Source organism: Micromonospora sp. WMMD729 (assembly GCF_049315225.1).
GTDB lineage: Bacteria > Actinomycetota > Actinomycetes > Mycobacteriales > Micromonosporaceae > Micromonospora.
This window is the reverse complement of record NZ_CP186059.1, coordinates 5,745,478-5,757,867: the sequence shown is the minus strand read 5'-3', so window position 1 is coordinate 5,757,867 and position 12,390 is coordinate 5,745,478. Positions and strand designations below refer to the sequence as shown.

The 12,390-nt window shown below is 67.2% G+C and carries 20 protein-coding genes; all 20 read left to right on the top strand.

Annotated features, from left to right (window positions below; all coding sequences use genetic code 11):
- Window positions 1-150 precede the first annotated feature (150 nt).
- The 20 genes from rpsL (at window position 151) to rpsH (ending at window position 12,374) form a co-directional block, all read left to right on the top strand.
- Complete coding sequence (rpsL, locus tag ACN263_RS26420) at window positions 151-525, top strand: 30S ribosomal protein S12 (protein WP_007465318.1); 375 nt, start codon at window positions 151-153, stop codon at window positions 523-525.
- 1 nt (window position 526) lies between these two features.
- Window positions 527-997: a 30S ribosomal protein S7 gene (rpsG, locus tag ACN263_RS26415; RefSeq protein WP_007465317.1), complete on the top strand. Its 471-nt coding sequence runs from the start codon at window positions 527-529 to the stop codon at window positions 995-997.
- Between the two features lie 76 nt (window positions 998-1,073).
- Complete coding sequence (fusA, locus tag ACN263_RS26410) at window positions 1,074-3,170, top strand: elongation factor G (protein ID WP_422736965.1); 2,097 nt, start codon at window positions 1,074-1,076, stop codon at window positions 3,168-3,170.
- A 214-nt stretch (window positions 3,171-3,384) separates the two neighbouring features.
- A complete protein-coding gene (gene tuf / locus ACN263_RS26405; RefSeq protein ID WP_421473218.1) occupies window positions 3,385-4,578 on the top strand; it encodes an elongation factor Tu in 1,194 nt (397 codons plus the stop codon).
- A 350-nt stretch (window positions 4,579-4,928) separates the two neighbouring features.
- Window positions 4,929-5,237: a 30S ribosomal protein S10 gene (gene rpsJ / locus ACN263_RS26400; protein ID WP_007073037.1), complete on the top strand. Its 309-nt coding sequence runs from the start codon at window positions 4,929-4,931 to the stop codon at window positions 5,235-5,237.
- An 11-nt stretch (window positions 5,238-5,248) separates the two neighbouring features.
- Entirely contained in the window at window positions 5,249-5,914 is a 666-nt protein-coding gene (gene rplC, locus ACN263_RS26395) for a 50S ribosomal protein L3 (protein ID WP_422736964.1), read from the top strand.
- Window positions 5,911-6,561 (top strand): 50S ribosomal protein L4, encoded by a 651-nt coding sequence (gene rplD / locus ACN263_RS26390; RefSeq protein WP_357126515.1) that lies wholly within the window; start codon window positions 5,911-5,913, stop codon window positions 6,559-6,561. Before rplC ends, rplD begins: the two co-directional genes overlap by 4 nt.
- Window positions 6,558-6,860, top strand: a complete 303-nt coding sequence (gene rplW / locus ACN263_RS26385; RefSeq protein WP_088998352.1) for a 50S ribosomal protein L23 — start codon at window positions 6,558-6,560, stop codon at window positions 6,858-6,860. The genes rplD and rplW overlap by 4 nt, the downstream gene beginning before the upstream one ends.
- Window positions 6,861-6,872: 12 nt before the next feature.
- Window positions 6,873-7,712, top strand: coding sequence for a 50S ribosomal protein L2 (gene rplB / locus ACN263_RS26380; protein ID WP_013288631.1), 840 nt, complete (start codon window positions 6,873-6,875; stop codon window positions 7,710-7,712).
- 12 nt (window positions 7,713-7,724) lie between these two features.
- Window positions 7,725-8,006: a 30S ribosomal protein S19 gene (rpsS, locus tag ACN263_RS26375; protein ID WP_007465299.1), complete on the top strand. Its 282-nt coding sequence runs from the start codon at window positions 7,725-7,727 to the stop codon at window positions 8,004-8,006.
- Window positions 8,007-8,047: 41 nt separating this feature from the next.
- Window positions 8,048-8,506 (top strand): 50S ribosomal protein L22, encoded by a 459-nt coding sequence (rplV, locus tag ACN263_RS26370; protein WP_089018943.1) that lies wholly within the window; start codon window positions 8,048-8,050, stop codon window positions 8,504-8,506.
- A complete protein-coding gene (gene rpsC / locus ACN263_RS26365; protein WP_091402401.1) occupies window positions 8,506-9,375 on the top strand; it encodes a 30S ribosomal protein S3 in 870 nt (289 codons plus the stop codon). Before rplV ends, rpsC begins: the two co-directional genes overlap by 1 nt.
- Window positions 9,376-9,378: 3 nt before the next feature.
- The gene (gene rplP, locus ACN263_RS26360; RefSeq protein WP_073834927.1) at window positions 9,379-9,804 is read left to right on the top strand and encodes a 50S ribosomal protein L16; all 426 of its coding nucleotides are present in this window, start codon (window positions 9,379-9,381) and stop codon (window positions 9,802-9,804) included.
- On the top strand, window positions 9,804-10,040 hold the full coding sequence (gene rpmC / locus ACN263_RS26355; RefSeq protein WP_007465283.1) for a 50S ribosomal protein L29: 237 nt from the start codon (window positions 9,804-9,806) through the stop codon (window positions 10,038-10,040). Before rplP ends, rpmC begins: the two co-directional genes overlap by 1 nt.
- Window positions 10,037-10,315 (top strand): 30S ribosomal protein S17, encoded by a 279-nt coding sequence (gene rpsQ, locus ACN263_RS26350; RefSeq protein ID WP_355050759.1) that lies wholly within the window; start codon window positions 10,037-10,039, stop codon window positions 10,313-10,315. Before rpmC ends, rpsQ begins: the two co-directional genes overlap by 4 nt.
- A gap of 97 nt (window positions 10,316-10,412) precedes the next feature.
- On the top strand, window positions 10,413-10,781 hold the full coding sequence (gene rplN, locus ACN263_RS26345) for a 50S ribosomal protein L14 (protein WP_007073026.1): 369 nt from the start codon (window positions 10,413-10,415) through the stop codon (window positions 10,779-10,781).
- Window positions 10,778-11,098 (top strand): 50S ribosomal protein L24, encoded by a 321-nt coding sequence (rplX, locus tag ACN263_RS26340; protein ID WP_007465276.1) that lies wholly within the window; start codon window positions 10,778-10,780, stop codon window positions 11,096-11,098. Before rplN ends, rplX begins: the two co-directional genes overlap by 4 nt.
- Window positions 11,098-11,664 carry a 50S ribosomal protein L5 gene (gene rplE / locus ACN263_RS26335; protein WP_088987580.1) on the top strand — a complete coding sequence of 189 codons (567 nt, stop codon included), beginning with the start codon at window positions 11,098-11,100 and terminating at the stop codon, window positions 11,662-11,664. The genes rplX and rplE overlap by 1 nt, the downstream gene beginning before the upstream one ends.
- A gap of 1 nt (window position 11,665) precedes the next feature.
- Entirely contained in the window at window positions 11,666-11,851 is a 186-nt protein-coding gene (locus ACN263_RS26330; protein WP_007073023.1) for a type Z 30S ribosomal protein S14, read from the top strand.
- Window positions 11,852-11,966: 115 nt separating this feature from the next.
- A complete protein-coding gene (gene rpsH, locus ACN263_RS26325) occupies window positions 11,967-12,374 on the top strand; it encodes a 30S ribosomal protein S8 (RefSeq protein WP_422736963.1) in 408 nt (135 codons plus the stop codon).
- Window positions 12,375-12,390 lie beyond the last annotated feature (16 nt).

Sequence of the window (12,390 nt, the reverse complement as noted above, 5' to 3'; positions counted from 1 at the left end):
CGGAACCGTGAGTTGGGCGACACGCCCGACCGCGGGTGCCGGGGCCTCCGCAAGGTGACCCTGGTCGGAATGTAGGAGAGCCGTCCATCAGGCCGGCTAGAGCAGACGGCGCGGTCGCCTCGCAGCGGCCGAAGGGAGCGGAGAAACCCGGTGCCCACCATTCAGCAGCTGGTCCGAAAGGGCCGTCAGGCCAAGACGACCAAGACCAAGACCCCTGCGCTCAAGGGGTCTCCCCAGCGGCGCGGCGTGTGCACCCGCGTGTACACCACCACCCCGAAGAAGCCGAACTCGGCGCTGCGCAAGGTCGCTCGTGTCAAGCTCAGCAGCCAGATCGAGGTAACCGCCTACATCCCGGGTGTCGGCCACAACCTGCAGGAGCACTCGATCGTGCTCGTGCGTGGCGGTCGTGTGAAGGACCTCCCCGGCGTGCGTTACAAGATCGTCCGCGGCTCGCTGGACACCCAGGGTGTCCGCAACCGCAAGCAGGCGCGCAGCCGTTACGGCGCGAAGAAGGAGAAGAGCTGACATGCCGCGTAAGGGACCCGCTCCGCGGCGGCCGCTGGTCGCTGACCCGGTGTACAACTCGCCGCTGGTCACCCAGCTGGTGAACAAGATCCTGCTGCGCGGCAAGCGCCAGCTCGCCGAGTCGATCGTGTACGCGGCCCTCGAGGGCTGCCGCGAGAAGTCCGGCACCGACCCGGTCGTCACCCTCAAGCGGGCGATGGACAACGTCAAGCCGACCCTCGAGGTGCGTAGCCGCCGTGTCGGTGGCGCCACCTACCAGGTGCCGGTCGAGGTCCGTCCGACCCGGGCGACCACCCTGGGCCTGCGCTGGCTGGTCACCTACTCCCGCGCCCGCCGCGAGAAGACCATGGTCGAGCGGCTGATGAACGAGCTGCTGGACGCGAGCAACGGCCTCGGTGCCGCCGTCAAGCGGCGCGAGGACACGCACAAGATGGCCGAGTCCAACAAGGCCTTCGCGCACTACCGCTGGTAACACCTGAGGTTCCGGCGCCCACCGGGCGCCGGAACCGCCACCAGTTGAGTCGAGACGACGATAAGTAGGGATTGAAGTGGCCGCCGCAGACGCGCTCGCCAACGTACGCAACATCGGCATCATGGCGCACATCGATGCCGGTAAGACCACGACCACCGAGCGAATCCTGTTCTACACCGGCATCACGTACAAGATCGGTGAGGTCCACGAGGGCGCCGCCGTCATGGACTGGATGGAGCAGGAGCAGGAGCGTGGTATCACCATCACCTCCGCTGCCACCAAGTGTGAGTGGAAGGGCCACACGATCCAGATCATCGACACGCCTGGCCACGTCGACTTCACGGTCGAGGTCGAGCGGTCGCTGCGTGTGCTGGATGGTGCGGTCGCGGTTTACGACGGTGTCGCCGGCGTGGAGCCGCAGACGGAGAACGTCTGGCGGCAGGCCGACAAGTACAACGTCCCGCGCATGTGCTTCGTCAACAAGCTCGACCGGACCGGCGCCGACTTCTTCCGCTGCGTGCAGATGATGATCGACCGGCTGAACGCCACCCCGCTGGTGCTCCAGATCCCGATCGGCCTCGAGGGCGACCACATCGGTGTCGTCGACCTGATCGGCATGCGCGCCCTCACCTGGCGCGGGGAGACCCAGAAGGGTGAGGACTACGCGATCGAGGAGATCCCGGCCGAGCTGGCCGACTCCGCGGCCGAGTGGCGCGAGAAGCTGATGGAGACCCTCGCCGACGTCGACGACTCGGTGATGGAGAAGTACCTGGAGGGCGAGGAGGTCTCCGTCGAGGAGATCAAGGCCGCCATCCGGCGTGCCACCATCGCCGGCAAGGCCAACCCGGTGCTGTGCGGCTCGGCGTTCAAGAACAAGGGCGTCCAGCCCATGCTCGACGCCGTGGTCGACTACCTGCCGTCGCCGCTGGACGTTCCGGCGATCGAGGGCACGGCCACCGACGGCGAGACGCCGATGCTGCGCAAGCCGTCGAAGTCCGAGCCCTTCTCCGGCCTGGCGTTCAAGATCCAGACCGACAAGCACCTTGGCAAGCTGACCTACGTCCGGGTCTACTCCGGCGTGGTCGAGACCGGTACCCAGGTGGTCAACTCCACCAAGGACCGCAAGGAGCGGATCGGCAAGATCTACCAGATGCACGCCAACAAGCGGGAAGAGCGCAGCTCGGCCCAGGCTGGCGACATCATCGCGGTGCAGGGTCTCAAGCAGACCACCACCGGTGACACGCTGTGCGACCCGGCGAACCCGGTCATCCTGGAGTCGATGACCTTCCCGGAGCCGGTCATCGAGGTCGCCATCGAGCCGAAGACCAAGGCCGACCAGGAGAAGCTCAGCACCGCCATCCAGCGGCTGGCCGAGGAGGACCCGACCTTCCGCGTCAAGCTGGACGAGGAGACCGGTCAGACGGTCATCGCCGGCATGGGCGAGCTGCACCTGGACATCCTGGTCGACCGGATGCGCCGCGAGTTCAACGTCGAGGCGAACATCGGTAAGCCGCAGGTGGCGTACCGCGAGACGATCCGCCGCAAGGTGGAGAAGATCGAGTACACCCACAAGAAGCAGACCGGTGGTTCCGGCCAGTACGCCCGCGTCATCGTGAGCGTCGAGCCGCTGCCGCTGGACAACGACTCGCCGACCTACGAGTTCGCCAACGCCGTCACCGGTGGTCGTATCCCGCGGGAGTTCATCCCGTCGGTCGACGCCGGTGCCCAGGACGCCATGCAGTACGGCATCCTGGCGGGCTTCCCGCTCGTCGGTGTGAAGCTGACGCTGCTGGACGGCCAGTACCACGAGGTCGACTCCTCGGAAATGGCATTCAAGATCGCCGGCTCGATGGTGATGAAGGAGGCGGCCCGCAAGGCCGACCCCGCACTGCTCGAGCCGATGATGGCCGTTGAGGTCACCACTCCTGAGGAGAACATGGGTGACGTCATCGGCGACCTCAACTCCCGCCGCGGCATCATCCAGGCGATGGAGGAGCGCAGCGGCGCCCGCATCGTGAGGGCTCTGGTGCCGTTGTCGGAGATGTTCGGCTACGTCGGCGACCTGCGGTCGAAGACCCAGGGCCGGGCTAGCTACAGCATGCAGTTCGACTCCTACGCCGAGGTTCCGCAGAGCGTCGCGAAGGAGATCATCGCGAAGGCGACGGGCGAGTAACTTCCCCGAGCAGGTGATTCGTGGTCGGTCGCGGGTGGTCAACACCCGCCCGCGGCCACCACGATCGGATCGCGTGAGACCGGGCCTGTAGGCTTCATCGCCGCAGAACCCACAAAAGCTCTCCGGCCGCCAGGCCGGAAAGGCTGTCGACAGAGTCCTAAGCGCCGACCGGCGCGCCGGGCGTACGAACCAAGAAGTCCACAGGAGGACACCAGTGGCGAAGGCGAAGTTCGAGCGGACTAAGCCGCACGTCAACATCGGCACCATTGGTCACATCGACCACGGTAAGACGACGCTGACGGCGGCCATCACCAAGGTCCTGCACGACCAGTACCCGGACCTGAACCCGTACACGCCGTTCGACGAGATCGACAAGGCGCCGGAGGAGAAGGCCCGCGGCATCACGATCTCGATCGCGCACGTCGAGTACCAGACCGAGGCGCGGCACTACGCGCACGTGGACTGCCCCGGCCACGCGGACTACATCAAGAACATGATCACCGGTGCCGCGCAGATGGACGGCGCGATCCTGGTGGTCGCGGCGACCGACGGCCCGATGCCGCAGACCCGTGAGCACGTGCTGCTTGCGCGTCAGGTTGGCGTGCCGTACATCGTCGTGGCGCTCAACAAGAGCGACATGGTCGACGACGAGGAGCTCCTGGAGCTCGTCGAGCTCGAGGTCCGCGAGCTGCTCTCCTCGCAGGAGTACCCGGGTGACGACCTGCCGGTCGTCCGGGTTTCGGCGCTGAAGGCCCTCGAGGGTGACCCCGAGTGGACCGGCAAGCTGCTGGACCTCATGACCGCGGTCGACACCGCGATCCCGCAGCCGGAGCGCGAGACCGAGAAGCCGTTCCTCATGCCGATCGAGGACGTCTTCACGATCACCGGCCGTGGCACCGTCGTCACCGGTCGCGCCGAGCGCGGCATCCTCAAGCCGAACGAGGAGGTGGAGATCGTCGGTATCCGCGAGAAGTCGCAGAAGACGGTCTGCACCGGTATCGAGATGTTCCGCAAGCTGCTCGACGAGGCCCGCGCGGGTGAGAACGTCGGTCTGCTGCTGCGTGGCATCAAGCGCGAGGACGTCGAGCGCGGCATGGTGGTCGTCAAGCCGGGCACCACGACCCCGCACACGGAGTTCGAGGCGACGGTCTACATCCTCTCCAAGGAGGAGGGCGGCCGGCACACCCCGTTCTTCCAGAACTACCGTCCGCAGTTCTACTTCCGGACCACGGACGTCACCGGTGTCGTCACCCTCCCCGAGGGCACCGAGATGGTCATGCCGGGTGACAACACCACCATGTCGGTGAAGCTGATCCAGCCCATCGCCATGGAGGAGAACCTCAAGTTCGCGATCCGCGAGGGTGGCCGCACCGTCGGCGCCGGGTTCGTCACCAAGATCATCAAGTGAGCTAGGTAACCCCGATTAGACCCGCCGCCGGTCGTGCGGCATACTAGTCAGGTTGCGTAACGACAGTTCGTCGCCTGTGTTCGGCTTTCGCTGAACCTCCGGGTGGCGAGACAGTCGAGCGTAGGGTGGTTGGCGGCTAGCCGCCAACCACCCTCGCGCGGCGTCCAGGTCGCGGTAATGCGATCGGCGCCTTGACCCACCGCGTGGTTCAGCACCGCTCCGGAACGACGGGGCGGAGCCTGGCCCGAGGGCGCGACACGCCCGACCGCGGGGGTCGGCGAAGTGGGCCTGTGCCAGCCGGTACAGGCGCCCGCAACACAGCGGCATCGAGAGAAGGAACAGAAGCCACCATGGCGGGACAGAAGATCCGCATCCGGCTCAAGGCCTATGACCACGAGGTCGTCGACTCCTCGGCTCGGAAGATCGTCGAGACGGTGACGCGTACCGGGGCGCAGGTCGCGGGCCCGGTGCCGCTGCCCACGGAGATCAACCGTTTCTGCGTTATCCGCTCGCCGCACAAGTACAAGGACTCGCGCGAGCACTTCGAGATGCGCACGCACAAGCGGCTGATCGACATCATCGACCCGACCCCGAAGACGGTCGACTCGCTCATGCGCCTCGACCTGCCGGCTGGCGTCGACATCGAGATCAAGCTGTAGGGACCGGACAAATGGACAGGCAAGTCAAGGGGATCCTGGGCGCCAAGCTCGGCATGACCCAGGTCTGGGACAACAACAAGGTTGTTCCCGTGACCGTGGTCGAGGCCGGCCCGTGCGTCATCAGCCAGGTTCGTAGCGCCGAGAAGGACGGTTACTCCGCGGTCCAGCTGGCGTACGGCACGATCGACCCGCGCAAGGTCAAGAAGCCGGTCAGCGGGCACTACGCGAAGGCGGACGTGGCGCCGCGCCGGCACATCGTCGAGCTGCGCACCACGGACGCGTCGGAGTACTCGCTCGGCCAGGAGGTCACGGTCGAGGAGTTCCCGGTCGGCGTCACCATCGACGTCACCGGCAAGACCAAGGGCAAGGGCTACGCCGGCCCGATGAAGCGGCACGGCTTCCACGGTCTGCGCGCCAGCCACGGTGTCGAGCGCAAGCACCGCTCGCCCGGCTCCATCGGCGCCTGCGCCACCCCGGGTCGTGTCTTCAAGGGCACCCGGATGGCCGGCCGCATGGGTGGCGTGCGCTACACCGTGCAGAACCTCACCGTCCAGGCGGTCGACACCGAGAACAACCTGCTGCTCGTCCGGGGTGCCATTCCTGGTCCCAAGGGCGCGCTCGTTCTGGTCCGTACCGCGGCCAAGAGCAAGGTGAAGAAGGGCGGTGCGGCCAAGTGACCACCGTTGACGTGCGCACCGTCGAAGGCACCACCAGCGGCTCGGTAGAGCTGCCGGCGGACATCTTCGACGTGCAGGCCAACGTCGCGCTGATGCACCAGGTCGTGGTGGCCCAGCTCGCGGCGGCCCGACAGGGCACGCACAAGGCCAAGACCCGCGGCGAGGTCGCCGGTGGCGGCAAGAAGCCGTACAAGCAGAAGGGCACCGGTCGCGCCCGGCAGGGCTCGATCCGCGCGCCGCAGTTCGCCGGCGGTGGCGTGGTGCACGGTCCCGTGCCGCGCGACTACAGCCAGCGGACCCCGAAGAAGATGAAGGCCGCCGCGCTGCGGGGTGCCCTCTCCGACCGGGCCCGCGCCGGGCAGGTGCACGTCGTCGAGGCGTTCGTCTCGGGCGAGAAGCCGTCGACCAAGGCCGCTCTGGCCACGCTGGCGAAGCTCACCGAGGCCCGTCGGGTCCTCGTCGTGCTGAGCAGCACCGACGAGCTGAACTGGGTGTCGCTGCGCAACGAGCCGCGGGTGCACCTGATCGAGTCCGGCCAGCTGAACACGTACGACGTGCTGGTGGCCGACGACGTGGTCTTCACCAAGGACGCCCTGGACGAGTTCCTGGGCGTGCCCGCCGAGACCACCGAGGAGGGTGGCAAGTGAGCACGATCGCCGACCCGCGCGACATCATCGTGGCGCCGGTCGTCTCGGAGAAGAGCTACAGCGAGCTGAACCGGAACTGGTACACCTTCCTGGTGCACCCGGACGCGAACAAGACCGAGATCAAGATCGCTATCCAGCAGATCTTCGACGTCCGCGTCCTGACGGTCAACACGCTCAACCGCCAGGGCAAGCGCAAGCGCACCAAGACCGGCTTCGGTCAGCGCAAGGCGACCAAGCGGGCGATCGTGAAGCTGGCTGACGGTGACCGTATCGAGGCCTTCGGCGGCCCGGTCAGCTGAGGGGTGTAGACAATGGCTATCCGTAAGTACAAGCCGACGACGCCGGGCCGTCGTGGCTCCAGCGTCGCCGACTTCGCCGAGATCACCCGGTCCACGCCGGAGAAGTCGCTGCTGGCTCCGCTGCCGAAGAAGGGCGGGCGTAACGCCCACGGCCGGATCACCACGCGGCACCACGGTGGCGGTCACAAGCGCCAGTACCGTCTGATCGACTTCAAGCGGGTCGACAAGGACGGCGTGCCGGCGAAGGTCGCTCACATCGAGTACGACCCGAACCGCACCGCGCGCATCGCGCTGCTGCACTACGCCGACGGCGAGAAGCGGTACATCATCGCGCCGAAGGACCTGAAGCAGGGCGACCGCGTCGAGTCCGGTCCGGGCGCCGACATCAAGCCGGGTAACAACCTGCCGCTGCGCAACATCCCGGTCGGTACCACGATCCACAACGTGGAGCTGCGTCCGGGCGGCGGCGCCAAGCTCGCCCGCTCCGCCGGCGTCGGCATCCAGCTGCTCGGCCGCGAGGGCGCGTACGCGACCCTGCGTATGCCGTCCGGCGAGATCCGGCGTGTGGACGTGCGCTGCCGCGCCAGCATCGGCGAGATCGGCAACGCCGACCAGTCGAACATCAACTGGGGTAAGGCCGGCCGTATGCGGTGGAAGGGCAAGCGCCCGACCGTCCGTGGTGTCGCCATGAACCCGGTCGACCACCCGCACGGTGGTGGTGAGGGTAAGACCTCCGGTGGTCGCCACCCGGTCAACCCGCAGGGTAAGCCCGAGGGCCGCACCCGCCGTAAGGGCCAGCCGAGTGACCGGCTGATCGTCCGCCGTCGCTACGCCACGCGTAAGCGCGGCTGAGGGAGATAAGACATGCCTCGCAGCCTGAAGAAGGGCCCGTTCGTCGACGACCACCTGCTCAAGAAGGTGGAGGTCCAGAACGACAAGGGCTCCAAGAACGTGATCAAGACCTGGTCGCGGCGCTCGACGATCATCCCGGAGATGCTGGGTCACACGATCGCCGTGCACGACGGACGCAAGCACGTCCCGGTTTTCGTGACCGAGGCGATGGTCGGGCACAAGCTCGGCGAGTTCGCGCTGACCCGCACGTTCAAGGGTCACGAGAAGGACGACCGGAAGAGCCGTCGGCGCTGACGCCGCGGGCATACGGATAGAGGGAACAAGGGGTTACAGCGATGCCAGGAAAGGGCGACGCTCCGGTGCTTCCGGGCGCGCGGGCGGTTGCGCGGCACGTGCGCATCTCGCCGATGAAGGCGCGCCGGGTGGTCAACCTCGTCCGCGGCCTGCCCGCGAAGGAGGCTCTCACGGTGCTGCAGTTCGCGCCGCAGGCTGCGAGCGAGCAGGTGTACAAGGTGCTCGCTAGCGCGATCGCCAACGCGGAGAACAACGAGCGGCTGGACCCCGACGCGCTGCTCGTCAGCGAGGCGTTCGTGGACGAGGGCCCGACGATGAAGCGGTTCCAGCCGCGGGCGCAGGGTCGGGCGTACCGGATCCGCAAGCGCACCTGCCACATCACCGTGGCGGTCGAGGCGGTCGCGCCGGCAGCGCCGAGGAAGGCCGCGGCGAAGAAGGCCGCCCCGGCCACGCAGGCCGCACCGGCCGAAGCGCAGAGCAAGACGGAGGACGCCGAGTAATGGGTCAGAAGGTTCACCCCACTGGGTTCCGGCTCGGCATCTCGACCGACTGGAAGTCCCGCTGGTTCGCGGACAAGCTCTACAAGGACTACATCGGCGAGGATGTCAAGATCCGCCGCATGATGTCCAAGGGCCTCGAGCGTGCCGGGATCTCCAAGGTCGACATCGAGCGCACCCGCGACCGCGTCCGCGTCGACATCCACACCGCCCGGCCGGGCATCGTCATCGGCCGTAAGGGTGCGGAGGCCGACCGGATCCGCGGCGAGCTGGAGAAGCTCACCGGCAAGCAGGTCCAGCTGAACATCATCGAGGTGAAGAACCCCGAGTCGGACGCTCAGCTCGTCGCGCAGGGCGTGGCCGAGCAGCTGTCCAGCCGGGTCAGCTTCCGTCGGGCGATGCGCAAGGCCATGCAGTCGGCCATGAAGAACCCGGTCTGCAAGGGCATCCGGGTTCAGGTTTCGGGTCGCCTCGGCGGCGCCGAGATGAGCCGGACCGAGTTCTACCGTGAGGGCCGGGTTCCGCTGCACACGCTGCGGGCCAACATCGAGTACGGCTTCTTCGAGGCCCGTACCACGTTCGGCCGGATCGGCGTGAAGGTCTGGATCTACAAGGGCGACGCCGTCCCGGGCCGGGAGGCTCCGGCCGAGGCCGGTCCGTCCCGCCCGCGTCGTGGTGAGCGCGGCGACCGTCCCGAGCGTCCGCGCCGTGGCCGGTCGGGTTCGTCCGGCACCACGGCTGGTGGCACCGAGGCCGGTCGGGCTGCTGCGACCACCATCGCGCAGCAGGCCGAGACGCCGAGCGGCGAGCCGGTCGACAGCGCTGCTGTCGCGGCCACTGCTGCTCCGGCAGAAACGCAGCAGGAGGGCTGACAGATGCTGATGCCGCGCAAGCCCCCGAAGGGCTTCCGCAAGCCGCACCACCCGGACCGCCACGGCGCGTCCAAGGGTGGTAACCGGGTGGTGTTCGGCGAGTTCGGGATCCAGGCTCTCGAGCCGGCGTACGTGACCAACCGCCAGATCGAGTCGGCGCGTATCGCGATGACCCGTCACATCAAGCGTGGCGGCAAGGTCTGGATCACGATCTTCCCGGACCAGGCCCTCACCAAGAAGCCTGCCGAGACCCGGATGGGTTCCGGTAAGGGTTCGCCCGAGTGGTGGGTCGCCAACGTCAAGCCGGGACGGGTTCTCTTCGAGATGTCGTTCCCCAACGAGCAGATCGCGCGTGAGGCCATGCGTCGCGCGATCCACAAGCTCCCGATGAAGTGCCGCATTGTTACGCGCGAAGTGGGTGAATCCTGATGGCAGCGGGCGTTAAGGCGACCGAGCTGCGTGAGCTCTCCGAGGAGGAGCTGGTCACGAAGCTGCGGGAGGCCAAGGCGGAGCTGTTCAACCTCCGCGTGCAGGCCGCAACCGGGCAGCTGGACAACAACCGGCGGCTGCAGGTCATCCGTCGGGAGATCGCCCGGATCTACACGATCATGCGCGAGCGCGAGCTGGGGCTCTCGGCCGCGCCGACTGAGGTGACTGCATCATGACCGAGAACACCACCGCCGACGCCACCCGCGCGCGCCGTAAGGTTCGCGAGGGCCTGGTGGTCAGCGACAAGATGGACAAGACCGTCGTGGTCGAGGTCGAGGACCGGGTTCGGCACGCGCTGTACGGCAAGATCATGCGTCGTACCAGCAAGCTGAAGGTGCACGACGAGCAGAACGCCGCTGGCACCGGCGACCGGGTCCTCATCATGGAGACCCGGCCGCTGAGCGCCACCAAGCGTTGGCGGATCGTGGAGATCCTGGAAAAGGCCAAGTAGCGAAGGCTCGAGCTCGCCCGGCGTTGCGTCGGGCGTAGGTTCCGCCAGGCTCCGGCCGCCACGGCGGCCGGAGAACCGGCAGACATAGGAGATAGACGTGATTCAGCAGGAGTCGCGACTGCGCGTCGCCGACAACACGGGTGCTCGGGAAATCCTGTGCATCCGGGTTCTCGGTGGCTCCGGTCGGCGCTACGCGAGCATCGGCGACGTCATCGTGGCCACGGTCAAGGACGCGATCCCGGGTGCCGGTGTGAAGAAGGGCGACGTCGTCAAGGCGGTCGTCGTTCGCACGGCCAAGGAGAAGCGGCGGCCGGACGGCTCGTACATCCGCTTCGACGAGAACGCCGCCGTCATCATCAAGGACGGTGGGGACCCGCGCGGTACCCGTATCTTCGGCCCGGTGGGCCGGGAGCTGCGGGACAAGCGGTTCATGAAGATCATTTCCCTCGCGCCGGAGGTGTTGTGACCGTGAAGGTCAAGAAGGGCGACACGGTCGTCGTCATCGCCGGCAAGGACAAGGGCGCCAAGGGCAAGGTCATCGCGGCCTACCCGCGGCAGGACAAGGTCCTTGTCGAGGGCGTGAACCGGGTCAAGAAGCACACCCGCATCAGCACCACCCAGCGTGGCGCCAAGACCGGCGGCATCGTCACCCAGGAGGCCCCGATCCACGTCTCGAACGTGCAGGTCCTGGACTCCGACGGCAAGCCGACCCGCGTCGGTTACCGGATCGACGACAACGGCCAGAAGGTCCGCATCGCGCGTAGCACCGGTAAGGACCTGTGATGACCACGGCTACCGAAAAGACCATGCCGCGCCTCAAGGAGCGGTACCGCAACGAGATCGTGGCCCAGCTGCGTGAGCAGCACAGCTACGGCAACCCCATGCAGGTGCCGCGGCTGGTCAAGATCGTCGTCAACATGGGTGTCGGCGAGGCCGCTCGCGACGCCAAGCTGATCGATGGCGCGGTCCGCGACCTCGCCACGATCACCGGCCAGAAGCCGCAGGTGCGGCGGGCGACCAAGTCCATCGCGCAGTTCAAGCTCCGCGAGGGCATGCCGATCGGCGCGAAGGTGACCCTCCGCGGCGACCGCATGTGGGAGTTCCTGGACCGGCTGCTGTCCATCGCGCTGCCGCGAATCCGCGACTTCCGCGGTCTGGACGGACGCAAGCTGGACGGGCACGGCAACTACACGTTCGGTCTGACCGAGCAGTCGGTGTTCCACGAGATCGATCAGGACAAGATCGATCGCCAGCGGGGCATGGACATCACGGTGGTCACCACCGCTACGACCGACGACGAGGGCCGGGCGCTGCTCAAGCTCCTGGGCTTCCCGTTCAAGGAGAACTGAGATGGCCAAGAAGGCGCTGATCCTCAAGGCGGCCGCGAAGCCGAAGTTCTCGGTTCGCGCGTACACCCGCTGCCAGCGGTGCGGGCGTCCGAAGGCGGTCTACCGCAAGTTCGGGCTCTGCCGGGTCTGCATCCGGGAGATGGCCCACCGCGGTGAGCTGCCGGGTGTGTCCAAGGCTTCCTGGTAAGGGCGACCGCGTCCCGGCTCCGGCCGGGAACTCCTGCACCGATTAGGTATTGCTCTTCGCCGTAGGCCCGGGGCTGATGCCCCGGGAACCCCGGCGAGAAAGGCTGACGAAATCCATGACGATGACCGACCCGATCGCAGACATGCTCACGCGTCTGCGTAACGCCAACCAGGCGTACCACGATCAGGTGAAGATGCCCTACTCCAAGATCAAGGCGAACATCGCCGAGGTCCTGAAGGCCGAGGGTTACATCTCCACCTGGTCGGTCGAGGAGCCCGAGGAGGGTGCCGTCGGCAAGCGACTGGTCGTCGAGCTCAAGTACGGCCAGAACCGGGAGCGGAGCCTGGCCGGCATCAAGCGCGTGTCCAAGCCCGGTCTCCGGGTGTACGCCAAGTCGGACGGGCTCCCGCGGGTGCTCGGTGGGCTGGGCGTGGCGATCATTTCGACGTCCCAGGGGCTGCTGACCGACCGGCAGGCCCGCAAGCGGAGTGTTGGCGGGGAAGTCCTCGCCTTCGTCTGGTAACGGGAGACTGGTAGAA